At 67.9% G+C, this 22,766-nt stretch carries 21 protein-coding genes; 12 read left to right on the top strand and 9 right to left on the bottom strand.

Features of this window, described 5'->3' with window-relative positions:
* Window positions 1-2 precede the first annotated feature (2 nt).
* Window positions 3-227: a response regulator transcription factor gene (locus tag ACMGEZ_RS09995; protein ID WP_436822191.1), complete on the bottom strand. Its 225-nt coding sequence runs from the start codon at window positions 225-227 to the stop codon at window positions 3-5.
* A 170-nt stretch (window positions 228-397) separates the two neighbouring features.
* On the opposite strand from ACMGEZ_RS09995, the gene ACMGEZ_RS09990 reads away from it, so the two are divergent.
* Complete coding sequence (locus ACMGEZ_RS09990) at window positions 398-1,741, top strand: TAXI family TRAP transporter solute-binding subunit (protein WP_436822111.1); 1,344 nt, start codon at window positions 398-400, stop codon at window positions 1,739-1,741.
* 66 nt (window positions 1,742-1,807) lie between these two features.
* On the opposite strand, the gene ACMGEZ_RS09985 is transcribed toward ACMGEZ_RS09990, so the two are convergent.
* On the bottom strand, window positions 1,808-3,118 hold the full coding sequence (locus ACMGEZ_RS09985) for a PQQ-dependent sugar dehydrogenase (protein WP_436822110.1): 1,311 nt from the start codon (window positions 3,116-3,118) through the stop codon (window positions 1,808-1,810).
* An 82-nt stretch (window positions 3,119-3,200) separates the two neighbouring features.
* The gene (gene ettA / locus ACMGEZ_RS09980; RefSeq protein WP_436822109.1) at window positions 3,201-4,862 is read right to left on the bottom strand and encodes an energy-dependent translational throttle protein EttA; all 1,662 of its coding nucleotides are present in this window, start codon (window positions 4,860-4,862) and stop codon (window positions 3,201-3,203) included.
* A 242-nt stretch (window positions 4,863-5,104) separates the two neighbouring features.
* Here ettA and ACMGEZ_RS09975 point away from each other — a divergent pair, with 242 nt between their 5' ends.
* On the top strand, window positions 5,105-6,325 hold the full coding sequence (locus tag ACMGEZ_RS09975) for a class I SAM-dependent DNA methyltransferase (RefSeq protein WP_436822108.1): 1,221 nt from the start codon (window positions 5,105-5,107) through the stop codon (window positions 6,323-6,325).
* A gap of 222 nt (window positions 6,326-6,547) precedes the next feature.
* On the top strand, window positions 6,548-8,335 hold the full coding sequence (locus tag ACMGEZ_RS09970; protein WP_436822107.1) for a DEAD/DEAH box helicase: 1,788 nt from the start codon (window positions 6,548-6,550) through the stop codon (window positions 8,333-8,335).
* 132 nt (window positions 8,336-8,467) lie between these two features.
* On the opposite strand, the gene ACMGEZ_RS09965 is transcribed toward ACMGEZ_RS09970, so the two are convergent.
* Window positions 8,468-9,163, bottom strand: a complete 696-nt coding sequence (locus ACMGEZ_RS09965; protein ID WP_436822106.1) for a Crp/Fnr family transcriptional regulator — start codon at window positions 9,161-9,163, stop codon at window positions 8,468-8,470.
* Between the two features lie 32 nt (window positions 9,164-9,195).
* On the opposite strand from ACMGEZ_RS09965, the gene ACMGEZ_RS09960 reads away from it, so the two are divergent.
* Genes ACMGEZ_RS09960 through ACMGEZ_RS09940 form a run of 5 tightly spaced genes read left to right on the top strand, consistent with a single transcriptional unit; the run spans window position 9,196 to window position 13,016 of the window.
* Window positions 9,196-10,332: an aminotransferase class V-fold PLP-dependent enzyme gene (locus ACMGEZ_RS09960; protein WP_436822105.1), complete on the top strand. Its 1,137-nt coding sequence runs from the start codon at window positions 9,196-9,198 to the stop codon at window positions 10,330-10,332.
* 5 nt (window positions 10,333-10,337) lie between these two features.
* Entirely contained in the window at window positions 10,338-10,796 is a 459-nt protein-coding gene (locus ACMGEZ_RS09955; protein ID WP_436822104.1) for a hypothetical protein, read from the top strand.
* A 19-nt stretch (window positions 10,797-10,815) separates the two neighbouring features.
* Window positions 10,816-11,799, top strand: coding sequence for a Bug family tripartite tricarboxylate transporter substrate binding protein (locus tag ACMGEZ_RS09950; protein WP_436822103.1), 984 nt, complete (start codon window positions 10,816-10,818; stop codon window positions 11,797-11,799).
* A 9-nt stretch (window positions 11,800-11,808) separates the two neighbouring features.
* Window positions 11,809-12,192 (top strand): RidA family protein, encoded by a 384-nt coding sequence (locus ACMGEZ_RS09945; protein WP_436822102.1) that lies wholly within the window; start codon window positions 11,809-11,811, stop codon window positions 12,190-12,192.
* Between the two features lie 44 nt (window positions 12,193-12,236).
* Entirely contained in the window at window positions 12,237-13,016 is a 780-nt protein-coding gene (locus ACMGEZ_RS09940; protein ID WP_436822101.1) for a cyclase family protein, read from the top strand.
* 172 nt (window positions 13,017-13,188) lie between these two features.
* Here ACMGEZ_RS09940 and ACMGEZ_RS09935 read toward each other — a convergent pair whose 3' ends face one another.
* The 5 genes from ACMGEZ_RS09935 to ACMGEZ_RS09915 all read right to left on the bottom strand — a co-directional run bounded on the left by ACMGEZ_RS09935 (window position 13,189) and on the right by ACMGEZ_RS09915 (window position 18,322).
* Window positions 13,189-14,259, bottom strand: coding sequence for an ABC transporter ATP-binding protein (locus ACMGEZ_RS09935; protein ID WP_436822100.1), 1,071 nt, complete (start codon window positions 14,257-14,259; stop codon window positions 13,189-13,191).
* Window positions 14,260-14,281: 22 nt separating this feature from the next.
* Window positions 14,282-15,133, bottom strand: a complete 852-nt coding sequence (locus tag ACMGEZ_RS09930; protein ID WP_436822099.1) for a carbohydrate ABC transporter permease — start codon at window positions 15,131-15,133, stop codon at window positions 14,282-14,284.
* Between the two features lie 82 nt (window positions 15,134-15,215).
* On the bottom strand, window positions 15,216-16,097 hold the full coding sequence (locus ACMGEZ_RS09925; RefSeq protein WP_436822098.1) for a carbohydrate ABC transporter permease: 882 nt from the start codon (window positions 16,095-16,097) through the stop codon (window positions 15,216-15,218).
* 25 nt (window positions 16,098-16,122) lie between these two features.
* Window positions 16,123-17,505, bottom strand: coding sequence for an ABC transporter substrate-binding protein (locus ACMGEZ_RS09920; RefSeq protein WP_436822097.1), 1,383 nt, complete (start codon window positions 17,503-17,505; stop codon window positions 16,123-16,125).
* A gap of 70 nt (window positions 17,506-17,575) precedes the next feature.
* Window positions 17,576-18,322, bottom strand: a complete 747-nt coding sequence (locus ACMGEZ_RS09915) for a FadR/GntR family transcriptional regulator (RefSeq protein WP_436822096.1) — start codon at window positions 18,320-18,322, stop codon at window positions 17,576-17,578.
* 228 nt (window positions 18,323-18,550) lie between these two features.
* On the opposite strand from ACMGEZ_RS09915, the gene ACMGEZ_RS09910 reads away from it, so the two are divergent.
* The 4 genes from ACMGEZ_RS09910 (at window position 18,551) to ACMGEZ_RS09895 (ending at window position 22,760) form a co-directional block, all read left to right on the top strand.
* Window positions 18,551-20,287, top strand: a complete 1,737-nt coding sequence (locus ACMGEZ_RS09910) for an IlvD/Edd family dehydratase (RefSeq protein ID WP_436822095.1) — start codon at window positions 18,551-18,553, stop codon at window positions 20,285-20,287.
* 25 nt (window positions 20,288-20,312) lie between these two features.
* Window positions 20,313-21,206, top strand: a complete 894-nt coding sequence (locus tag ACMGEZ_RS09905) for a 2-dehydro-3-deoxygalactonokinase (RefSeq protein ID WP_436822094.1) — start codon at window positions 20,313-20,315, stop codon at window positions 21,204-21,206.
* A gap of 58 nt (window positions 21,207-21,264) precedes the next feature.
* Complete coding sequence (locus tag ACMGEZ_RS09900; RefSeq protein ID WP_436822093.1) at window positions 21,265-21,906, top strand: 2-dehydro-3-deoxy-6-phosphogalactonate aldolase; 642 nt, start codon at window positions 21,265-21,267, stop codon at window positions 21,904-21,906.
* Window positions 21,907-21,992: 86 nt separating this feature from the next.
* Window positions 21,993-22,760 carry an aldolase gene (locus tag ACMGEZ_RS09895; RefSeq protein ID WP_436822092.1) on the top strand — a complete coding sequence of 256 codons (768 nt, stop codon included), beginning with the start codon at window positions 21,993-21,995 and terminating at the stop codon, window positions 22,758-22,760.
* Window positions 22,761-22,766 lie beyond the last annotated feature (6 nt).

Raw genomic sequence — 22,766 nt, 5'->3', positions numbered from 1 at the left:
GCTCACCAGCCTGTTGTCTTGCGCCTGAGAAAGGCCATCAAGAGGATCAGTAGCACGATCGCCAGCACCGGCCCCGCCGCGTAGTTATTCCTGACACTCGCTCGCCGCATCAAGGCCTTGAGCTGGCCCTTGATGGTTTGATCACTCTTGCCGAGTTGCCTGCCGATCTCCTTGTTGGTCCAACCCTGAACCAGCAGATTGACAATGGCTCGCTCCGCCGGCGTCAGCGCAAGCGCGGGTGCATCAGGGGCATCCGCAAGGCCGCCCCGACGCAGGAAATGTCGTCTTCATTCTTCGCTCCCTGAAATTCGCACGCGCTTTGTAACCGAGCCCACGCAAAAAGCCAATCAAAATGCGCTGCCGCCCCCAGGGCGCCGAGCTTCTACCTGCCTGCTGCATGCCCCGTACCCTCCGCCTCATCCTTCTTTCGATCCGCGACCTGATCGCCTCCGCCGGCCCGGTGGTGTTCCTCGTGATCGGTCTCCTGATCGCCGCCTACTGGTGGCTCGACCCGCAACCCCCCAGACGCGTGACGCTCGCGACCGGCCCCTCGGGCAGCGCCTATGCCGAATTCGGCAAGCGCTACGCAGCGGCGCTCAAGGCCAACGGGATCGAGGTCGAGCTGAAGCCCACGGACGGCTCGCAGGACAACCTGCAACTGCTGCGCAGCGGCGGTGCCGACGTGGGCTTCGTGCGCGGCGGCAGCGCCGATCCGGTGGCGGACGAAGAAGCTGGGCTGACTTCGCTGGGCAGCCTGTTCTACGAGCCGCTGTGGTTCTTCTATCGCGTTGACGCGGCGCGCGCGATCGACCGCAAGAGCGGGCGATTGACCTCGCTCACCCAGTTCAAGGACCTGCGCGTCAACGTCGACAAGCCCGGCAGCGGCGTGCCCGAGGTCATGGAACGGATGTTCCGCGCCAACCACATGGACCCGCAGGCGCTGCAGTTGTCCAACCTGGAACAGACGCCCGCCACGGAGGCCTTGCAGGCCGGCCTGCTCGACGTGATCGTGCTGGCCTCGGCGCCGCAATCGCCGCTGGTGCAGCGGCTGCTGCGCGCGCCGGACATCCGGCTCATGGACTTCGACCAGAGCGATGCGTATTCGCGCCGCTTCGCCTTCCTGCAGGCCGTCACGCTGCCGCGCGGGGTGGTCGACCTGGCGACCGACCTGCCGCCGCAGGACGAGCCGCTGCTCGCGGCCACCACCTCGCTGCTTGCGCGCGAGGAGACGCATCCCGCCCTGCGCCAGCTCTTCGCGCAAGCCGCGCAGACCCTGCACAGCGGCGCCGGCTGGTTCAACAGCGCGCGCGACTTCCCCAACACCCGCACCAGCGAGTTGCCGGTGAGCCCCGAGGGCGATCGCGCCATCAACGGCACGCCGCCCTTCTGGCAGCGCTACCTGCCTTTCTGGGCCAGCAACCTGGTGGAGCGCATGTGGCTGGTGCTGGGCGGCCTGCTGGTGCTGATGCTGCCGCTCAGCCGCGTGGTGCCGCCGCTGTACCAGTTCCGCGTGCGGCGGCGCGTGTTCCGCTGGTATGCGCGGCTGCGCGAGGTCGAGAACAAGCTGGAAGCCGGCAAGGGCGAGCGCGAGGCGCTCATCGAGGAGCTGGACAACCTCGACCGCGTGGTCAACAAGGTGGCGGTGCCGCTGTCGTACGCGGAAGAGCTCTATGCGCTGCGCAACAACATCTACGCGGTGCGCAAGCGGGTGCTGGCCCGCATGCCTCAGCCGGCCGGGTAGATACGCTGCGGCGCGCCCGAAGGACCGGGCGGCAAGCGCTGGAGGGGCACTGCGCGCTGGCCGGGCTCAGCGCTCCAGCCGCAGCAGCTTGCCGTTGCTGCTGTCCGTCAGCACGTAGAGCCAACCGTCGGGGCCCTGCCGCACATCGCGGACGCGCTCGCCGCGATCGGCCAGCAGGCGTTCGCGGGCCGTCACCGTGTTGCCGCTGAGCGTGAGCCGCCACAGTGCCGTCCCCGACAGCGCGCCGACGAACAGGCTGCCCTTCCAGTCGGGCAAGGCGTCGCCGGTGTAGAAGACCATGCCGCTCGGCGCAATGGAGGACTTCGGCGTGCCCGCCGTCCATGCCGAGCCATCGGCCGTCTCCCAATAGGTGAGCGGTTGTTCCATGCCGGCCTTGGCGGTGCCCTCGCCGACCTGCGTGAGGGTGCCGTACTCCTGTCCGTAGCTGATGATTGGCCAGCCATAGTTCCTGCCGGGCAGCGCTATGTTGACCTCGTCGCCGCCCTGCGGGCCATGCTCGCTCACCCACAGGTCCCCGGTGGCCGGGTGCAGCGCCGCGCCCTGGACGTTGCGATGGCCGTAGCTCCAGATCTGCGGCTGCGCGCCGGCCACGCCGAAGTTCGGATTGCCCGGCGCCGGCGCGCCGTCGGTGGTGATGCGCATCACCTTGCCGTGGCCGCGCGTCAGGTCCTGGGCGAAGCCGCGCTGGTCGGTGCTGGAGCGCTCGCCCAGGGTCACGAACAAGTAGCCGCTGCGGTCGAAGACAAGACGCGAGCCGAAATGCGCGCTGCTCTGCGCCTTGGGCTGCTGCCGGAAGATGACGACGACGTTGCTCAAGCTGCGGTTGACCACGTCGAGCTCGGCGCGCGCGACCGCCGTGCCGTTGATGCTGGCGTTGGCGCCGTCGCGCTCCGCATAGCTGAAGTAGATGCGCCGATTGCTGGCGAAGGCAGGGTCCGGGGTGACGTCGAGCAACCCGCCCTGTCCCACCGCTTCGACCGCGGGCACGCCGCTGACCTGGTCGGCGCCGCCGTTGACAGGCGTGCCATCGGCATTGCGCAGGCGCATCTGGCCGCCGCGCTGCGTGATGAGCAGCTTGCCGTCGGGCAGGAAGGCAAGGCCCCAGGGGTTGGCGAGCCCGCTCGCGAGTTCGACCACCTTGACGTTCATCGGCGCGGGCGCTGGTGCCGGTGCAGGGGCCGGCGCGGGGGCCGGTGCAGCCCCGGGCGCAGGAGCCGGCGCCGGCGCCGGTGCGGGCGTGCCCGACCCGGACACGCCGAAGGCATTGATCGCGACGCTGCCGCCGCCCCCACCGCCGCCGCAAGCCGCGAGAAAAAACGTAGCCCCCGCCGTCCACCGCCATGCTGCTGCCGCCATGTCCGCTCCTTCAGGCACTCTGCGCACCGGATTGGAAGTGGACGCCGGATCGCAAGCCGGCGGTGTCAGCGCACGCCGTTTCTTACTTCAGCGCCTTGAAGCGCATCCGATGCGGCTTGGCGCCTTCTTCGCCCAGGCGCTTCTTCTTGTCGGCCTCGTACTCCTGGTAGTTGCCGTTGAAGAAGGTCCACTGGCTGTCGCCCTCGGCCGCCAGGATGTGGGTCGCGATGCGGTCGAGGAACCAGCGGTCGTGGCTGATCACGAGCACCGAGCCCGCGAACTCGAGCAGTGCGTCCTCGAGCGCGCGCAGCGTCTCGACGTCCAGGTCGTTCGAGGGTTCGTCCAGCATCAGCACGTTGCCGCCCGCGATCAGGGTCTTGGCCAGGTGCAGCCGGCCGCGCTCGCCGCCGGAGAGCGTGCCGACCTTCTTCTGCTGGTCGGCGCCATTGAAGTTGAAGCGCCCGGCGTACGCGCGGCTCGCCATCTGGAACTTGCCGACGTTGATGATGTCGAGACCGTTCGAGATGTCTTCCCACACGGTCTTCTCGTTGCCGAGCGCATCGCGGGACTGGTCGACGAAAGCCATCTTGACCGTCTGCCCGACCACCACCTCGCCGCTGTCCGGCTTCTCCTTGCCCGCGATCAGCTTGAAGAGCGTGGACTTGCCGGCGCCGTTCGGGCCGATGATGCCGACGATGGCGCCAGCGGGAATCTCGAAACTCAGGTTGTCGATCAGCAAGCGGTCGCCGAAGGACTTGCTGACGTTCTTGAACTCGATCACCTGGTTGCCGAGACGCTCGGCCACGGGAATGAAGATCTCCTGCGTCTCGTTGCGCCGCTGGTATTCGTAGTCGGACAGTTCCTCGAAACGGGCCAGGCGCGACTTGCTCTTGGCCTGGCGCGCCTTGGGGTTCTGGCGCGACCATTCGAGTTCCTTCTTCAGGGCCTTGGCATGAGCTTCCTCGCTCTTCTGCTCCTGCGCCAGGCGTTCGCCCTTCTGCTCGAGCCAGGTGCTGTAGTTGCCCTTCCACGGAATGCCGCGGCCGCGGTCGAGTTCGAGAATCCACTCGGCGGCGTTGTCGAGGAAGTAGCGATCGTGGGTGATGGCCACCACGGTGCCCGGGAAGCGCTGCAGGAACACTTCGAGCCACTCCACCGATTCGGCGTCCAGGTGGTTGGTGGGTTCGTCGAGCAGCAGCATGTCGGGCTTGGACAGCAGCAGCCGGCACAGCGCCACGCGGCGCTTCTCGCCGCCCGAGAGCACGCCGATGTTGGCTTCCCACGGCGGCAGGCGCAGCGCGTCGGCGGCGATCTCGAGCTGGTGCTCGGAGTCGGTGCCGGCGGTCGCGATGATGGCTTCGAGCTCGGCCTGCTCGGCGGCCAGCGCATCGAAGTCGGCGTCTTCCGCGCCGTAGGCCACGTACACCTCCTCGAGGCGTGCCTTGGCCGCGTAGACCGCGCCCATCGCTTCCTCGACCGACTCGCGCACCGTGTGCGCCGCGTTGAGCTTGGGCTCCTGCTCGAGGTAACCGATCGTGAGGCCGGGCATCGGCAAGGCCTCGCCTTCGAATTCCCTGTCGATGCCGGCCATGATCTTCAGCAGCGAGGACTTGCCGGAGCCGTTCAGGCCCAGCACGCCGATCTTGGCGCCGGGGAAGAATGAAAGCGAAATGTCCTTCAAGATCTGCCGCTTGGGCGGCACGGTCTTGCTGACCTTGTTCATGGTGTAGACGTACTGGGCCATGGCTATCTGTGTCCGATGATGGGGGCTGCTCGGGGTGGCCGGGAAACCGGGGGGCACCGATCTTGCGCAAGGATCGAGTGCGAATCCGCCTTCTGGCATGCGCTTGCTGCTGCAGCGCGATTTCCGACCGGGTCTGCCGCCAAGTCTAACGCAGGGCCTTCCAAGGCGGATCAAGCCGCTGCTATTCTCGGGCGATACCGGCCTGCCAGACCTGTCCACACCGGCCCAGCCCTCTTCATCCCATGTGCGCAACGCCCACCCACGACGCCTTCGAGCAGGCCAGGCAGCTGTTTCTCGAGGGCCTGAAGAACTTCGAGGAAGGCCGCTTCGATGCCGCCGAGCAGCGCTTCCTGTCCTCGCTGGCCTTGCTTCCGGGCCGCGTCTCCACCCTGGTCAATCTTGCCGCGACGCAGCTGAAGCTCGCGCGTGCGCAGGATGCGCTGGCGACGGCCCAGCAGGTGCTGGCGCTCGAGCCCGACAACGCGGATGCCTGGTTCCACAAGGCGAGCGCCCTCGGACAGTTGAATCGCCATCAGGAAGCCTTGCTCGCCTATGAGAAATCGCTGGCGCTCGCCCCGCCGGGCGCCGCGGAACCCTGGTTGCGCCATGGCCAGACCCTGCAGGCGCTGGACCAGCCCGAACGCGCCCTCGCCTCCTACGCGCGCGCGCTGGCCGCCGACCCCACCCTGGCGCAGGCCTGGAGCAACCGCGGCGGCATCCTGCGCGAGATGAAGCGCAACGAGGAAGCCGCCGAGGCCTTCAGGCAAGCGATGGCGCATGGTGCCGACCCCGAGCTGCACCGCTATTACCTCGCCTCCGTCACGGCGCAGCCCGCACCGCCTTCGGCGCCGGGCCACTACGTCGAGACCCTCTTCGACGACTACGCCGAGCAGTTCGATGCGCACCTGGTGGGCGTGCTGGGCTACCGGGCCCATAGCACGCTGGTCCGGCATCTCGCGGCGCTGGGGCGTGGGCCTTTCAGCTCCACGCTCGACCTCGGCTGCGGCACCGGCCTCTGCGCACCCTTTCTCAAGCCGATGACGCAAAGGCTCGCGGGCGTCGACCTGTCGAGCCTGATGCTGGAGAAGGCGCAGGCCCTCGGGCTCTACGACCGGCTGGTGCACGCAGAGATCGTGGACCACCTGCAAGGCACGCACGAGCGCTACGACCTGGTCACCGCCGCCGATGTCTTCATCTACGTCGGCGACCTCGAACCGGTCTTCGCTGCGCTCGGCCGGGCCATGGAGCCCCACGGGCTCTTCTGCTTCTCGGCCGAGTGCACCGCCAGCGAAGCGGTGGACTTCGAGCTGCTGCCGAGCCTGCGCTATGCGCATTCCGAACGCTACCTGCGCGCCCTGGCCGCGCGGCACGGGTTCGAGCTCCTGCAGCTGGTTCGTGCGCCCATTCGCGAAGACCAGCGCGAGCCCATCCAGGGCATGTACGTCTATCTGGCACGCCGATGAACCCGGCGTTTCGGGAGGTCCATCCGAGTCGTGCGACAATGCACGGCGTTGCCGGGTCCAGTTGCCCGCAACACCGGCTCTCTGCCGAGGACGAAGAAGGCCCAAGACCAAGGCCCCTCTCGCTCCACTCCTGACCCTTATCTGCCCCTACTGGCCCGACGTCATCAAGACGCCCGGGTGGGCCGATACCACTGCGCCGTGGAAGGCGCTTGTTTGAACTCAATGAACTTTGACGAACTGAAGCTGGCCCCGGCCATCTTGAAAGCCGTGCACGAGCAGGGCTACGAAACTCCCACCCCGATCCAGGCCCAGGCGATTCCCGCCGTGCTCGATGGCCATGACCTCCTCGGCGGCGCCCAGACCGGCACCGGCAAGACCGCCGCCTTCACCCTGCCTCTGCTGCACAAGCTCACGATGAGCCGCAGCGCCACCAACAAGTTCGGCGGCACCGGCGTGCGTGCCCTGGTGCTGACCCCCACCCGCGAGCTCGCAGCCCAGGTCGAGGAATCGGTCCGCACCTACGGCAAGTACCTGCAGCTGCGCTCCACCGTGATCTTCGGCGGCGTGGGCATGAACCCGCAGATCAGCAAGCTCAAGAGCGGCGTCGACATCCTGGTGGCCACGCCCGGCCGCCTGCTCGACCTGCAGCAGCAGGGCATGCTCGACCTCTCCACCGTGCAGATCCTGGTGCTCGACGAGGCCGACCGCATGCTGGACATGGGCTTCATCCACGACGTGAAGAAGATCCTCGCCCTGGTGCCCACGGAAAAGCAGAGCCTGCTGTTCTCCGCCACCTTCAGCGACGAGATCCGCGACCTGGCCGCCACGCTGCTGAAGAATCCGCAGAGCATCCAGGTCACGCCGCGCAACACCACCGTGCAGCGCATCGCGCAGGTGATCCACCCGGTCGGGCGCGGCAAGAAGAAGGCGCTGCTCGCCCACATCATCAACGAGCACGACTGGAGCCAGGTGCTCGTCTTCACCCGCACCAAGTTCGGCGCCAACAGCGTGGCCGACTTCCTCTCGAAGAACGGCATCCAGGCCATGGCGCTGCACGGCAACAAGAGCCAGAGCGCGCGCACCCAGGCGCTGGCCGGCTTCAAGAGCGGCGAGATCCGCGCCCTGGTGGCGACCGACATCGCGGCCCGCGGCATCGACATCGACGAGCTGCCGCACGTGGTGAACTACGAGATCCCCAACATCAGCGAAGACTACGTGCACCGCATCGGCCGCACCGGACGCGCGGGTGCCAGCGGCGAGGCTGTGAGCCTCGTCTGCCTGGACGAGGAAGGCTTCATGCAGGAGATCGAGCGCTTCACCAAGCAGCAGATCCCGGTCAAGGTCATCGAGGGCTTCGGCCCTGAGGAAGGCGAGCGCGCCGAGCCTATCGCCATGGGCCGCCAGACCCTGTGGGGCGGCGCCGGCCGCCCGCCGAGCCGCGAGGTGATGCAGGCAGCGGCCAAGGCCGCGCGCCAGGAGATGATGCAGCGCATCCGTGACAACAAGACCGGCCAGGGCGAACGCGGCAATGGCGGCAACGGCAACGGCAACGGCAATGGCAATGGCAACGGCGGACAGCGCCGCGGCAACGGTGGCCAGGGTGCCCCGGCCGGCCGCAACGGCGGCGGGCAGGGCCAGGGCCCCCGTGCTCAGGCTGGTCGCGGCGGCCAGGGCCCCGCGCGCGCGCCGCACCACGCACCGCATCATGCCCCGCACCACGCGCAGAACCACCTGCCGCACGAGGAGCGCCAGCCGCGCCACCACGGCAACACCCACAGCCCCACGCAAGCCGACGCGGTGGCTCACCAGCGTGCCGAGGCCATCGTCGGCGTGGCGGGCCAGCCCGATCCCTTGCGCACGAGCGTCGACAGCTTCGGCGGTCGCGGACGTCGCGGCGGTGGTGGCGGTGGTGGCGGTGGTGGCGGCGGCGGCCGCGGCCGCTCCGGCGGTGGCGGCGGGCGTTCCGGTGGCGGCGGCTACGGCGGCGGTGGCCGCTCGTTCGGCCGCTGAGCCCACGACCCACATTCCACATCAGGGGGCGCTACGGCGCCCTTTTTCATTGCCTCTTTGTAAAGCCGTTGACATACGGCGATGCGCTGCATTCCTAGACTGGCCCGCAGCACGCCAGCAACGCCGTGCGGCTCACGAGCCGGCCGCAAGCTGCCTCAATCCCTGCATGTCCCGGATCACGCAATGCGCCTTGACCTTGTCGATCAGCCCCTGCGCATGCAGCTGGATCAGCACGTTCGAGGTCATCACGCGGCTCAGGCCCGCAATGTTGGCCATCTCCTGGTGCGTGAAGGAGATGCCGATCGCGATGCTGCCCTCGGCCGGCTCGCCATAGGTCTCCGCCAGCTGCACCAGGTGATGGGCCACCCGCTGCGCGGCCGTGGCCTGGCTCAGCAGCAGGTTCTGGATCGCGATCACTCGCAACTTCACGCTGATGAGCCACAGCACCTGGCGCATGCAGGCGGGGTCGCTCTGCATGTGACGCATCAGGCGCCGGCAGTCGACCTGGCGCGCCACCACGTCCGAAGAGGCCACCGCGGTCACCGAGTGCCGGCCGTCCAGGAAGGCGCTGCACTCGCCCACCATGCCGTGCGTGCCGACGATGGCCATGTGCTTCTCGTGGCCCGCAGCCGACAGCAGCACCAGCCGCACGCGGCCCTCTTCGATCACGTGGACCCGGCTCACTGCATCGCCCTGCGAGAACAGCATCTGCCCCTTGCGGAAGCGCACCGTGGGCGCGTCCTCGGCGAGCAGCGCCTCCCAGCTGAAATGCGGCAGCTCGATCCATGCGGAAGGAGACGCCATCGCGCCGGCATCCTTTTTGTCCATCACCTCGAAGCCTTGTTGCCCAAGGCAAGTCCATGAAGCATCCATTTTCATCGTATCGAAAGCTTTTCCCGATCCTGGAACAAACGGTCCAGCTGTCGAGCTGTTCCCAGAGCGCGCTGAGCCTGCCGGTGCGCCGCGCGATCGACGAGTACCTCGAGGTATGGCTGAAGCGCGGCGCCGACTGGGGCTACTGGATGGAGCAGGTCGCGCTCGCGCGCGCCGAGTTCGCCCGCATGATCCATGCGGAGGCCGACGACATCGCGGTGCTCGGCAGCGTCTCGGACGCCGCCTCCAGCATCGCTTCCGCCCTGCGCTTCGAGGCGGATCGCACCGAGATCGTCACCACCACGCTGGACTTCCCCTCGATCTGCCATGTCTGGCTGGCGCAGGCGCCGCGCGGCGCGCAGGTGCGCTTCGTGCAAGCCGAGGCCGGAAGAACCGACCTCACCGAACGGATCGCCGGCGCCCTCGACGCCCGCACCGCGCTGATATCGGTGTCGCAAGCGTGCTTCTACGACGGCCAGCGCGTGGACATTGCCGCCACCGGTCGCGCGGCACGCAGGCACGGCGCGCTCCAGTTCGTCGACGCATACCAGTCGGCCGGCGCGATCGCCATCGATGTGCGCGCGCAGGAGGTCGACGTCCTGGCAGCCGGTGCCCAGAAATACCTGCTGGGCATTCCCGGCATCGCCTTCCTCTACGTACGGCCCGCGCTGGCGCAACGCCTCACGCCCACGGTCACGGGCTGGTTCGGCCGCGTGAACCCCTTCGCCTTCGACCCGGCCGGGCTGGACTTCGCCTCCGGCGCAGCCCGCTTCAATACCGGCACGCCGCCGATGATGTGCGCCAGCGTGGCACGGGCGAGCATGGCGCTGCTCAACGAGATCGGCATTCCGGCGATCGAGGACTACCTGGGCCAGCTCTCCGCGGTGGCGCTGGAAGAAGCAGCGCGCCTGGGCCTCACGGTCGCCAGCCCGCTCGACCCGGCCGCCAAGGGCGCCAACACGGCCATCCGCGTGCCGGATGCGGCGCAGGTCGAGGCACGGATGCTGGAGGCGGGCTATGTGGTCTCGGCGCGCAACGACGTGATCCGCATCGCCCCTCACTTCTACAACACGGCCGACGACGTGACCGGTGCGCTGCGTGCGCTGGCACGCCTGGTCCGCTGACGCCCATGCCGCACGAGCTTCCCACTGCGCATTGCGCCTCGGTTCTTTGCCAGGTGCCCGCGCTGCAAGCCCTCGAGTTCCTGGCCGATGGCCTGCAGCTCGGCCGCTGGGCGCTGGGGTGCTGGGACACCGCGCCGGCCGGCGAAGGCGTGGTGCGCGGCCGTTCGCTGTTCGACGACCAGCCGAGCTGGGTGCGCCCGGTCGCGGACCGCACGCGCATGGCGGTCGTCTACCACGTCGGCGGCGCGCCCGATGCCCTGAGCCCGCGCATTCGCGCCACGGTCGAGCCGATCGAAGCGCTCGAGGCCGCGGACGAGGCGCCTTGCTGCCGCATCAGCCTGCATGCCGAGCGCGCGCCGGACATGGACGACGCCCGCTGGCTGCGGCTGATGCGCTGCCACGAAGTCGAGGTGCTGCTGATCCAGGCCCGCCTGGCCCTGCCGCCCCACCCGCTCGATCCCTGAAACCACCGGAGGAAGATTCATGAACCGACGCCATTTCGGCCAGGCATTCGCCGCAGCCCTGCTCGTGCCCGCACTGCCCGCGGCCCTGGCCGCCGACCCGAAGGCGCGCAGCGGCCCGATCCGCGTGCTGGTGGGTTTCCCGCCCGGCGGCGCCACGGACGTGGTGGCGAGGGCCATCCTCGAGAAGCTCGGCAAGGCCATGAATGGCCAGGTCTTCATCGTCGAGAACCGACCGGGCGCCGGCGGCCAGATCGCGGCGCAGCTGCTGAAGGCCGCGCCGCCCGACGGCTCCACGATCATGCTGTCGATCGACCACACGCAGGTCATCGTCCCGCTGACCATCGCTGCCGCCGGCTACAACCCGGTCACCGATTTCACCGCCCTGGCGGGCGTGGCGAGCTACTACAACGTGCTGGCGGTGAGCGCCGCGACCGGCGTCAAGACGATGGCAGAGCTCGGCACGTGGGTGAAGGCCCGCCCGACCGAAGCCAACTACGGCATCCCCGCCGCGGGCAGCGTGCCGCAGTTCATCGGCCACATCATCGGCAAGTCCTTCGGAGTCACCATGAACTCGGTCCCCTACAAGGGCGGCGCGCCGATGGTGCAGGACCTGCTTGCCGGCCAGGTGCCGATCGCCATCGCCTCCATGACCGAGCTGATCGAGCACCACCGCGCGGGCAAGGTCCGCATCCTCGGCAGCTCGGGCACGGTGCGCAGCCGGATCGCACCCGAGATACCGACCTTCAAGGAGCTCGGCTTCGAAGGCATCGACAAGAACCCGTGGCTAGCGTTCTTCGGCCCCAAGGGCCTGCCGCCTGAATTCGTGGCGGAGTTCGACGTCGCGATGAAAGCCGTGCTCGCGCAACCCGATCTGCAGGAGCGCCTGGCGAAGATGGGCAACGAAGTCACGCCGGCGCCTGCCAGCGAGGTCCAGCAATGGGTGGCCGATGCCAGCCGCCACTGGGCCCAGGTCATCCGCGACTCCGGCTTCAAGCCGCAATAGGGGGGCCGCGTGGCACGTCAATTCATCCAGAGCGGCTCCCGCTGGGAAGAACTCGCCGGCTATTCGCGCGCCGTGGTCGACGGCGAGTGCATCTTCGTCTCCGGAACGCTGGGCCAGGATTTCGCCACCGGCGAGTTCCCGGCCGGCGCGCAAGCGCAGTGCGAGCGTGCGCTCGACACCATCGAAGCCGCGCTTGCGCAGGCGGGCGCCGCGCTTGCCGACGTGGTCCGAGTGCGCGTCTATGTGCCGGACCGAAGCGACGTGGTGGCGGTCAGCGAAGTGCTGCGGCGCCGCTTCGGCAACAACCGCCCGGCCAACACCACCGTGTGCTGCCCGCTGGCAGTGGAAGAAGCCAGGGTGGAGCTGGAAGTGAGCGCGCGTCGCAGCAGATGAGACGCGGCGCTATCCGAGATTCGTTTTTGTTGACTGGAGACTCGATGAACATCCTGGCGCAGCTCGCGCATGCCATGCGCAACCGCTCGGTCCGCACCGTGGACCTGACCCATACCCTGAGCGAGGACTTCCCCGCCCTGCAGTTGCCGCCGCAATTCGGTCAGGTCGCGGCCTTCACCATGGAGCGCATCTCGCGCTACGACGAGGCCGGCCCAGGCTGGTACTGGAACAACTTCAGCTGCGGCGAACACACCGGCACCCACTTCGATGCGCCGATCCACTGGGTCACGGGCAAGGACCATGAGGCCAACAGCGTCGACACCATCGCGCCCCACGACTTCATCGCCCCGGCGGTGGTGATCGACGCCAGCGCTCAGGCGGCGCAAGACCCCGACTGGCTGCTCACGGGCGACTTCCTGCGTGCATGGGAGGACAGGCATGGCCGCATCCCCGCCGGCGCCTGGGTGCTGCTGCGCACGGACTGGTCCAAGCGGCTGCACGACCCGGCCGCCTTCGTCAACCTGCGCGAGGACGGCGCCCACACGCCCGGCCCCACGCAGGAGGCCGTGGAGTGGCTGATCCGCGAGCGCGAGGTGCACGGCTTCGGCGTGGAGACCATCAACACGGACGCAGGCCAGTCGTATGCGTGGCCGCTGGCCTATCCGTGCCACACCCTGATGCACGGCGCCAACAAGTACGGCCTGCAATGCCTGAAGAACCTCGACCAGTTGCCGCCCACGGGCGCGCTCGTCATCGCCGCGCCACTGAAGATCCAGGGCGGCTCGGGCAGCCCCTTGCGCGTGCTCGCGCTGGTCGAGGACTGAGAAGGTGTGAACGAACCCGCCATGCCCGCTCATCCCGCCCAGACGCACCCACTCTGCGTTGCAAATGCTCGCCGTAGCCCGAGCTACGGCTGCGCTTTGCGCCTTGATTGGGCGCGCCTGGGCAGGCTGCTCGGGCACGCCGGATTCATTCACACCTTCTGAGCGCGTCGCCTCAGTTCAGCCGGCGCGCATTCTGCCGGTCGAACAGATGGGCGCTGTCGGGCCGGATCACCAGGCCGATGGTGTCGTCCGGCGCTGCCTGAACGCGGCCGTGCACCACCAGGCTGAGCTTGGCCTCGCCGACCTGCACGAGAAGCTCGGTCTCGTTGCCTGTGGGCTCCACCACGATCACGCGGGCCGGCACGCCGCTGCCCGCGTCCGCCAGCACGATGTCACCGGGGCGGATGCCGTAGTGCACCGGCTGGCCGTCGGCCGCCTGGGTCGCGGCCGGCGCGGGCCACTGCGCGCCATGCGCCTCGACGCTGGCGCCCTGGCCATTGCGCCGCAGCACGCCCTCGACCACGTTCATCGCCGGCGAGCCGATGAACTGCGCCACGAACAGGTTTTCGGGCCGGTCGTAGAGGTCTAGCGGCGTGCCGATCTGCTCGACGATGCCGTCGTGCATCACCACGATGCGGTCGGCCATGGTCATGGCCTCGATCTGGTCGTGCGTGACGTACACGGTCGTGGTCTTGAGCCGCTGGTGCAGTGCCTTGATCTCGGCGCGCATCGCCACGCGCAGCTTGGCGTCGAGGTTGGACAGCGGCTCGTCGAAGAGGAAGACCTTCGGGTCGCGCACGATGGCGCGCCCCATGGCTACCCGCTGGCGCTGGCCGCCCGAGAGCTCGCGCGGATAGCGGCCGAGCAGCGCATCGAGGTTGAGGATCTTCGCGGCATCGGCCACGCGCTGCTCGGTCACGCCCTTGTCGGCATTGCGCAGGCGCAGGCTGAAGCCCATGTTCTCGCCCACCGTCATGTGCGGATAGAGCGCATAGCTCTGGAACACCATCGCGATGTCGCGGTCCTTGGACTCGAGCTCGTTCACCACCCGGCCGTCGATCAGGATCTCGCCGCCGGTGATGTCCTCCAGGCCCGCCAGCATGCGCAGCAAGGTCGACTTGCCGCAGCCCGAGGGCCCGACAAGCACCACGAACTCGCCATCGGCGATGTCGAAGCCCAGGCCCTGGATGATCTCGGTCTTGCCGAAGGATTTCTTGACGTTGCGAAAGGATACGGTTGCCATCTGTTGTTCGTCCCTTGCTTTCTCAGCTCTTCACGGCGCCCGCGGTCAGGCCGCCCACCATGTAGCGCTTGAAGGCGTAGTAGATCGCCGCCGGTGGCAGCGCGTAGATCAGGCCGGTGGCCATCAGCAGTTCCCAGGGCGAATCGTCGGCCGCGAGGAAGTTGCCGAGCGCCACGGCCAGCGTGACGCTGCGGTCGTTCGACAGCAGCAGGAAGGCATAGAGGTACTCGTTCCACGCCAGCAGCAGCGAATAGGTGCCGACTGCCACCAGCGAGGGCACCATCAGCGGCAGGTACACCAGGCGGAACAGCTGCAGCGGCGATGCGCCGTCCATGCGCGCGGCCTCGTCGAGCTCGTAGGGCAGCTTGTCCGAAGCCTGCTTGAGCACCCAGATGCAGTACGGCGACGCGATGGTCACCATCGCGAGGATCAGCGCCCACTGGCTGTTGAGCAGGCCGTAGTTGCCCATCGTCTTGTACATGGGCACCGCGAGGAAGGCCGCGGGGATGAAATAGGTGAAGAGCGCCATGTTCATCACCGTGCGGCCGCCGCGCACCTTGAGCCGGCTGATCGCGAAGGCCGCGGTGGTCGCGACGAAGAGCGTGAGCACGCCCACCGAAACAGCGATCAGCAGCGAGTTGCCCAGCTGCACCCAGAAATGGTCGAGGTAGAAATGCTTCTGCTGGAAGACGATGCGGAAGTTGTCCAGCGTCGGCGCCGTGGGCCAGAGCCGCCCGGAGGTTGCCGAGTCGCGCGGCGAGATCGCGAACAGCACCATGTGGTAGACCGGGATCAGCGTCCACAGCAGCACCGGGATGCCGATCAGCAGCAGCTTGGCTTCGGTCGTGACGGACTTGAGGGTCAGGCGCTTCATTTCGCCCTCCGACGAGCCGCCTCTAGGAGGGCGAGCGCCCCCTCGGGGGGCAGCGAATACACGAAGTGATAAGCGTGGGGGCTCATTTCGAGAGTCTCTTCATCATGAAGTACACCAACGGGAGCACGAGAGGCATGGCGACCACGATCGACGCCATCGACAGGTCCACCTGGTCCAGCCTGAGATAACGGATGCCCAGCGTCGCCAGCACATGCGTCAGGTCGGCAGGCCCGCCGCCGGTCAGCAGGTAGACGCTGTTGAAATCGCCGAGCGTCCAGATCATCGAGAGGATGGTGGAGGTCAGGTAGAGCGTGCGCAGCGAAGGCCAGCTGATGAAGCGGAACTTCTGCCACGACGTGGCGCCGTCGACCGAGGCCGCCTCGTACTGCTCGCTCGGAATCGCGAGCCGACCCGCCACCAGGATCAGCGTCCAGAAGGGCAGCGACTTCCAGATGTGCATCAGCATCGCGAAGCCCAGCGCCAGCGTCGGATCGTTGAGCCAGTTGGGGCCGTCGGCGCCGGTCAGCCGGAAGATGGTGGTGTTGATCACGCCCCACTCCGGGTTGAGCATGAAGCGCACCGACAGGATGGTCGGGATCGAGGGCATGGCCCACGGCAGGATGAAGATGCCCGCCAGGATCTTGATCCACCAGCGCGACTGCACGAAGAAGCCCGAGAGCACCAGCGCCACCAGCATCTTCACGTTGATCGCCACCACCAGGAACACGAAGGTGTTGACGACCGAGCGGAAGAAGATCGGGTCTTCGACCAGGTGCACGTAACTCTGCGGATGGCGCGCCAGCCACAGCCCGTAGCACACCGGGTAGAGCACGAAGACTGCGAACACCAGCAGGTAGGGCACGACCATCAGCCGCCCCCAGAACTGCCAGCGCCCGAGGCGCGCGGCAGCCGGGGCGGCGCCGGCAGCAGTGCTGCCGGCCACGGCGCTTGCGGTGGAACTCATGGTGAAAGCCGCCTTTTCCGGTGCGTCAGCGCGCGACGGTCTTGATGCGCTCGATCATCTCGTCGACCGCCTTGTCCACCGGCACCTTGTCGTTGATGACACGGTTCATCGCCTTCGCCCACACGTTCTCGTTGTTGAGGACGGTGAACTTGTAGTTCTTGGTGAACTCGAAAGGCACGGTGCCCGCGGCGTACTGGTTGAACACCGACTGACGATGCGGATCGGCCTTCCAGAAGTCGCGCGCCTGTCCGGCCTTGGTCACCGGGAACCAGCGGCCCAGCGATCCCTCGACGTAGGGCGTGAGGTTCTCCTCCTGCAGCAGGAAGGTCACGAACTCCTTGGCGCGCTGCTTGTTCTTGGCGTCCTTGAAGACCACGCCCGTTTTCACCGCCGTGCGATAGATCATCTTGCTGCCGTCAGGCTTGTTCGGGAAACCCGCCGTGCGGATGCGCTCGGTGAAGTTCTTCTTCGCCTCCTCGCGCTGCTCCGGCGTCAGCGAGGGATTGTTCATGTCGTCCAGCCACTTCGCGGCGATCGAGATGGTCGCGTTGTGGGTCATCACGGTCGTCTTGTTGTGGAAGGCGACGTTGTTGTCCGGGTCCTTCCAGCTCGTGGCCGAGGGCGGCGTGCAGCCCTTGGTGTAGGGCGCGGTGTAGTCGGTGACGGCGCCGATCAGCCCGGTGCGCACCTGGGGATCGTCGACCAGCAGCTTGCCGCTGTCGTTGACCAGCTTGACGTTGTAGGCGTCCATGAAGGTCAGGAAGGAATAGAAGGAGTCGCTCGAGTCCACGCCCATCGGCATGCCGATGCCGAAGACACGCTTTCCGGTCTTCTGGCGGGCGGCCGGCTGCACCTTCTCGCACCAGAAGGACCAGTACTCCTTCCAGGTGGTGGGGATGTCGGATTCCTTGAAGCCCGCTTCCTCCAGCATGTCCTTCCAGTACTCGATGTGCATCGTCTGCTGCTTGATCGGGAAGGCGTAGTAGGCCTTCGACTTCGTCTGGTCGTTGTAGAGGAAGGTGGTCTCCACCGTGTTGGGCGCGAAGCGCGCCTGCATGGGCGAGATCACGCTGCTGATGTCCTCCAGCTTGCCGTCGAAGGCCCACTTGCCGGTGACCTGGAAATCGTAGACGTCGGCATAGGCCACGTCGGGCGGGCTGCCGGAGTCGAGCGCCGACACGGTCTTCGGGATCATGTCCTGCACCGGGTACTGCGAGAGTTCGATCTTGACGTTCTTGTGCTTGTCCTCGAACTTCTTGATGGCCGCGAACAGGGCGTCGTCCTCCGCCTTGTAGAAGCCCTTGACCCACCAGACGGTGAGCTTTTCCTGGGCTGCAGCCTGGCCGGCAACGGCCAGCCCCAGCGCAGCCAGGGCGGGAATCACGAGTGCCTTGAGTCTGAATTTCATGCTTTGTCTCCTCTTCGATGGAATGCTCGATCCACGAGCGGGGCTGATAAAAAGTTGAAGTGCGCCGGCCTCAAGCGGCGGCCTTGAGCCGGGGCGGCGGGCGGCCGAGGCGCGGCAGCCGCCGGCGCGACGACAGCACCTCCTCGATGTCCTCGCGTGCGCCGTCGATCAGCTTGACGATCGCGCGTTCGGCGCGCGCCGGGTTGTGGGCGATGACAGCGTCGAGCACCGCGCGGTGCAGCGGCAGCGACAGCGCAGGCCCGTCCTTCTTGGCGGTGGAAAGCTCGAAGCTGGTGCGCAGCAGCGCGTCGAGCGCCTTGCTCATCTGCGCCAGCATGCGGTTCTGCGCGGCCGCGAGCAGCCCGTGGTGGAAGCGCAGGTCGCTGGTGACGTAGTCGCCCCCGTGGTCGATCGCCCGCTTCATGCCGGCGTAGGCTTCTTCGATGGCTTCGATGTCGGCCGCGGTCGCGCGCTCGGCCGCCAGCCGCACGGCCGCCGGCTCGACCACCCGCCGCAGGTCCAGCAGGTCGCGCAGGAACTCGGGCGTGAGGCCGGCGCGCGCCTGCCAGGTGATGACGTCGGGGTCGAACCAGTTCCAGCGGTCTTCGGGCAGCACGCGCGTGCCGACCTTGGGGCCGGTGATGATCAGCCCCTTGGCCACCAGCGACTTCACCGCCTCGCGCACCACCGTGCGGCTGACGCCGAACTCCTCGCACAGCATGGGCTCCGCCGGCATGGGCGCGCCGATCGCGTAGCGGCGCGACACGATGGCCTCGCCGAGCAGATCGAGTGTGCGGCCGTGGATGTTCTTGCTCATGGGAGCTCAGGCGTTGACCGGCGCCGGCAGCACTTCAGGCTGTTGAAATACTCCGCGATGCGACATGTCTTGTCTCCTGCTGGGGGCCGGTTTTCGTGCGCAAGCGCTCTCGAAAACCCTGTGTGTCCTTGCGCGCTCAGCCTTATCATATGATGATTGAAATAGCGGCCCGGCAGGACAAACCCTGATTCACCGAGCCCCCGATTCGCACCCGCCGGAGACAACAAGATGAGCAGTCCACGCCGCAAACCCAGCCACGAATTGCGCAGCCAGCAATGGTTCGGCCGCCACGACCGCGACGGCTTCATCTATCGCAGCTGGGTCAAGGGCAAGGGCGTGCCGCACGACCAGTTCGACGGCCGGCCGGTCATCGGCATCTGCAACACCTTCAGCGAGCTCACGCCCTGCAATTCGCACTTCCGCACCCTGGCCGAGCAGGTGAAGATCGGTGTGTACGAGGCCGGCGGCTTCCCGCTGGAGTTTCCGGTGATGTCGCTGGGCGAGACCCTGCTGCGCCCCACCGCCATGCTCTACCGCAACCTCGCCAGCATGGACGTGGAAGAGAGCATCCGCGCCAACCCGATCGACGGCGTGGTGCTGCTGATGGGCTGCGACAAGACCACCCCCGCGCTCATGATGGGCGCCGCCAGCGTGGACCTGCCCACCATCGGCGTTTCGGGCGGCCCGATGCTCTCGGGCAAGTGGCGCGGCCAGGAGCTCGGGTCGGGCACCGGTGTCTGGCAGATGAGCGAGCAGGTGCGCGCCGGCACGCTGAAGCTGCACGAGTTCTTCGAGGCCGAGAGCTGCATGCACCGCAGCCACGGCCATTGCATGACCATGGGCACCGCCAGCACGATGGCGAGCATGGTCGAGTCGCTGGGCATCGGATTGCCGGGCAATGCGGCCTACCCGGCGGTGGACGGCCGGCGCAACGTGCTGGCGCGCATGGCCGGGCGCCGCATCGTCGACATGGTGCACGAGGACCTGCTGATGTCGAAGATCCTCACGCGCGAAGCCATCGAGAACGCGATCAAGGTCAACGCGGCGATCGGCGGCTCGACCAACCTGGTGATCCACCTGCTCGCGATCGCGGGGCGCATCGGCGTGGAGCTCACGCTCGACGATTTCGATCGCCTGGCCTCCGACCTGCCCTGCCTGGTCAACCTGCAGCCCTCGGGCCAGTACCTGATGGAGGACTTCTGCTACGCGGGCGGCGTGCCTGTGGTGATGAAGGAGATCGCGCAGCACCTGCACCGGGACATCGTCACCTCCACCGGCCAGAGCGTGTGGGACAACATCAAGGACGCCGAGAACTACAACCCGCAGGTGATCCAGCCGCTGTCGAAGCCCTTCAAGGACAAGGCCGGCATCTGCGTGCTGCGCGGCAACCTGGCGCCCAACGGCGCCATCATCAAGCCCAGCGCGGCCACGCCGGAGCTGCTGGTGCACAAGGGCCGCGCGGTGGTCTTCGAAAGCGCTGACGACTTCCACAAGCGCATCGACGACGAGGCGCTGGACATCGACGAGCACTGCATCATGGTGCTCAAGAACTGCGGGCCCAAGGGCTACCCCGGCATGGCCGAAGCCGGCAACATGCCGCTGCCGCCCAAGGTCCTGCGCAAGGGCATCACCGACATGGTCCGCATCAGCGATGCGCGCATGAGCGGCACGGCCTACGGCACGGTGGTGCTGCACACCGCGCCCGAGGCGGCGGCAGGCGGGCCGCTGGCGGTGGTGCAGGACGGCGACATCGTCGAGCTCGACGTGCCGAGGCGCCGGTTGCACCTGCACGTGAGCGACGAGGAGCTGGCGCGCCGCCTGGCCCTGTGGACACCGCCGAAGCCGGCGCTGGACTCGGGCTACTGGAAGCTCTACGTCGACAACGTGCTGCAGGCGGACCAGGGCGCCGACCTCGGATTCCTGCGCGGCAAGCGCGGTTCTTTCGTTCCCAGGGACAATCACTGAAGGTCAACAACTTTCGCAGCCCTGTATGCATCTGATCGCCATCGACTGGGGCACCAGCTCCTTGCGCGGCGCACTGCTGGACGGCAAGGGGCACGTGCTCGAGGAACGCAGCCATCCGCGCGGCATCCTCACGGTGCCGGCCGGCGGCTTTCCGGCGCTCTTCGAGGAATTGTTCGGCGACTGGATGCGCCCCACCGGCAGCTTCTGCCTGATCTCGGGCATGGCGGGCAGCAAGCAGGGCTGGATCGAGGCGCCCTACTGTCCCTGCCCCTCGGGCCGGGTCGAGGTGGGCAACGCGATCGTCGAGATCGAGCCGGGCCGCATTGCGATCGTGCCCGGCCTCAGCGACCTGCACGACGGCGTGCCCGACGTGATGCGCGGCGAAGAGGTGCAGATCTTCGGCGCCATGGCGATCACCGGCCTGTCCGATGGCCTGTTCGTACTGCCCGGCACGCACAACAAGTGGGCGACGGTCAAGCGCGGGCGGGTGACGGGTTTCCGCACTTTCATGACGGGCGAGTTCTATGCGCTGCTGAGCCAGCACTCGATCCTGGCACGCACGCTCGACGCGCAGGCGCCGCTGGACGAAGTCGCCTTCCTCGAAGGCGTGACGCAGGCCGACAACGGCCAGGGCCTGCTGCACAACGCCTTCGGCGCCCGCACGCTGGCGCTGTTCGACCGCATGCCGGCTGGCGAGCTGGCGAGCTATCTTTCCGGGCTGCTGATCGGCGAGGAGCTGCGCACGCAGTCCATCCACGGCGGCGAGCTGGTGCTGATCGGCAGCCCCGCACTCACCCAGCGCTACCTGCTGGCACTGGAGATCTCCGGCAACACCGCGCGCACGCTGGGCGCCGAGGCCACCTGGGCCGGGCTGCATGCACTGGCCTCCATCCATCTTGCGGACAAGGCAAGGTCATGAACCCAAGGTCGCTGCGAGGGCGAATAGCATTGCAGCCGCAGGCAAAGGTACCCCACCAATGATCTCTCTCGACGATTCGTTCTCCACGGCGTTGCGGCAGCTGCCGCTCGTCGCCATCCTGCGCGGGCTGAGCCCGGCCGAGGCGCCGGAGGTCGGCGATGCGATCGTCGGCGCCGGCTTCCGCCTGCTCGAGGTGCCGCTCAACTCGCCCGAGCCGCTCAAGAGCATCGCGTTGCTGCGCGAGCGCTTTCCCGGCGCGCTGGTGGGCGCCGGCACGGTGCTCGATGCACAGCAGGTGCGCGAGGTGCATGGTGCCGGCGGCCAACTGATCGTCGCGCCCAACTTCAATCCCGAGGTGGTGGCCGAAGCGGCACGCCTCGGGCTGGTGAGCCTGCCAGGCGTGATGACGCCCACCGAGGCCTTCGGCGCACTCGCGGCAGGGGCCACCGGCCTCAAGCTCTTCCCGGCCGAGCTCGCCTCGCCCGCGGTGGTCAAGGCGCTGCTCGCTGTGCTGCCGCCGGGTACGCCGCTGCTGCCCGTGGGCGGCATCACGCCGGCCGGCATGCAGGCCTGGCGCGAGGCCGGCGCCACGGGCTTCGGCATCGGCTCGGCGCTCTACAAGCCCGGCAAGAGCGCCGACGCAGTGCGCGAGGCGGCGATGGATTTCGTGGCCGCGTTCAGCGGGAGCCTTCGTACATGAGCCGCACGGCCGCCCCGAAGGCGAATAGCACCGCAGCCGAAGGCGAAGGTATTCCAGTGAGCCGCACTTTTCAAGGAGATCACACGATGAGCCCCGAAGCCGAGTACGCCAGCCCCGCGGTCCGCACGCTGCGCGAAGACCTTGCACTGGCGCTTCGCGCTGCCGCGCACCACGGCCTTTCGGAAGGCGTGTGCAACCATTTCAGCGTGGCCCTGCCCGGCGCGCAGGACCGCTACCTGATCAACCCGCGCGGCCTGCACTGGAGCGAGATCGGCCCAGAGGACATCGTGCTGATCGACGTGCGCGGCGAGGTGCTGGCCGGGCGCCACCGTGTCGAGCCCACTGCCCTCTTCATCCACGGCGCGGTGCACCGCATCACGGGCCATGCGGTGGTGCTCCACTGCCACATGCCCTACGCGACCGCGCTCACCCTCACCACCGACCGCGCGCTCGACCCGACGCTGAGCCAGAACGCGATGCGCTTCATGGACCGCATCGCCGTCGACGCGGTCTACAACGGCCTGGCACTCGACGACCATGAGGGCGAGCGCATCGCCCGCGCCATGGCGGGCAAGGACATCGCCTTCCTGGCGAACCACGGCGTGATCGTGGCGGGCGCGAACATTGCGCACGCCTATGACGATCTCTACTATGTCGAGCGTGCCTGCCTGCACCAGGTGATCGCGCAGTCCACCGGCCGGCCGCTGGCGCCGGTCGACGCCAAGCTGGCCGCGCACGTGGCGGCGCAGATCCAGGGCGAGCGCGAGCAGTCCGATCTGTTCTTCGAGGCCTTGCGCAGGCTGCTGCCGGCGCCGCGCGCCGAGCGCCCTGCGCTTCACCGCGCCGCCGCTTAGGCCGGC

It is taken from the genome of Variovorax stachyos (assembly GCF_051400855.1).
In the GTDB taxonomy this organism is placed as follows: domain Bacteria; phylum Pseudomonadota; class Gammaproteobacteria; order Burkholderiales; family Burkholderiaceae_C; genus Variovorax.
Note: the sequence above shows the minus strand (reverse complement) of the source record. Positions and strands in the feature narration are given on the sequence as shown.

What these genes read in the sequence shown, in the direction of transcription:
- ACMGEZ_RS09990 (WP_436822111.1), top strand. Translation starts at nt 398, where the DNA reads ATGCCCCGTACCCTCCGCCTCATCCTTCTTTCGATCCGCGACCTGATC.
- ACMGEZ_RS09985 (WP_436822110.1), bottom strand. Translation starts at nt 3,118, where the DNA reads ATGGCGGCAGCAGCATGGCGGTGGACGGCGGGGGCTACGTTTTTTCTC.
- ettA (WP_436822109.1), bottom strand. Translation starts at nt 4,862, where the DNA reads ATGGCCCAGTACGTCTACACCATGAACAAGGTCAGCAAGACCGTGCCG.
- ACMGEZ_RS09975 (WP_436822108.1), top strand. Translation starts at nt 5,105, where the DNA reads ATGTGCGCAACGCCCACCCACGACGCCTTCGAGCAGGCCAGGCAGCTG.
- ACMGEZ_RS09970 (WP_436822107.1), top strand. Translation starts at nt 6,548, where the DNA reads ATGAACTTTGACGAACTGAAGCTGGCCCCGGCCATCTTGAAAGCCGTG.
- ACMGEZ_RS09965 (WP_436822106.1), bottom strand. Translation starts at nt 9,163, where the DNA reads ATGGACAAAAAGGATGCCGGCGCGATGGCGTCTCCTTCCGCATGGATC.
- ACMGEZ_RS09960 (WP_436822105.1), top strand. Translation starts at nt 9,196, where the DNA reads ATGAAGCATCCATTTTCATCGTATCGAAAGCTTTTCCCGATCCTGGAA.
- ACMGEZ_RS09955 (WP_436822104.1), top strand. Translation starts at nt 10,338, where the DNA reads ATGCCGCACGAGCTTCCCACTGCGCATTGCGCCTCGGTTCTTTGCCAG.
- ACMGEZ_RS09950 (WP_436822103.1), top strand. Translation starts at nt 10,816, where the DNA reads ATGAACCGACGCCATTTCGGCCAGGCATTCGCCGCAGCCCTGCTCGTG.
- ACMGEZ_RS09940 (WP_436822101.1), top strand. Translation starts at nt 12,237, where the DNA reads ATGAACATCCTGGCGCAGCTCGCGCATGCCATGCGCAACCGCTCGGTC.
- ACMGEZ_RS09935 (WP_436822100.1), bottom strand. Translation starts at nt 14,259, where the DNA reads ATGGCAACCGTATCCTTTCGCAACGTCAAGAAATCCTTCGGCAAGACC.
- ACMGEZ_RS09930 (WP_436822099.1), bottom strand. Translation starts at nt 15,133, where the DNA reads ATGAAGCGCCTGACCCTCAAGTCCGTCACGACCGAAGCCAAGCTGCTG.
- ACMGEZ_RS09925 (WP_436822098.1), bottom strand. Translation starts at nt 16,097, where the DNA reads ATGAGTTCCACCGCAAGCGCCGTGGCCGGCAGCACTGCTGCCGGCGCC.
- ACMGEZ_RS09920 (WP_436822097.1), bottom strand. Translation starts at nt 17,505, where the DNA reads ATGAAATTCAGACTCAAGGCACTCGTGATTCCCGCCCTGGCTGCGCTG.
- ACMGEZ_RS09915 (WP_436822096.1), bottom strand. Translation starts at nt 18,322, where the DNA reads ATGAGCAAGAACATCCACGGCCGCACACTCGATCTGCTCGGCGAGGCC.
- ACMGEZ_RS09910 (WP_436822095.1), top strand. Translation starts at nt 18,551, where the DNA reads ATGAGCAGTCCACGCCGCAAACCCAGCCACGAATTGCGCAGCCAGCAA.
- ACMGEZ_RS09905 (WP_436822094.1), top strand. Translation starts at nt 20,313, where the DNA reads ATGCATCTGATCGCCATCGACTGGGGCACCAGCTCCTTGCGCGGCGCA.
- ACMGEZ_RS09900 (WP_436822093.1), top strand. Translation starts at nt 21,265, where the DNA reads ATGATCTCTCTCGACGATTCGTTCTCCACGGCGTTGCGGCAGCTGCCG.
- ACMGEZ_RS09895 (WP_436822092.1), top strand. Translation starts at nt 21,993, where the DNA reads ATGAGCCCCGAAGCCGAGTACGCCAGCCCCGCGGTCCGCACGCTGCGC.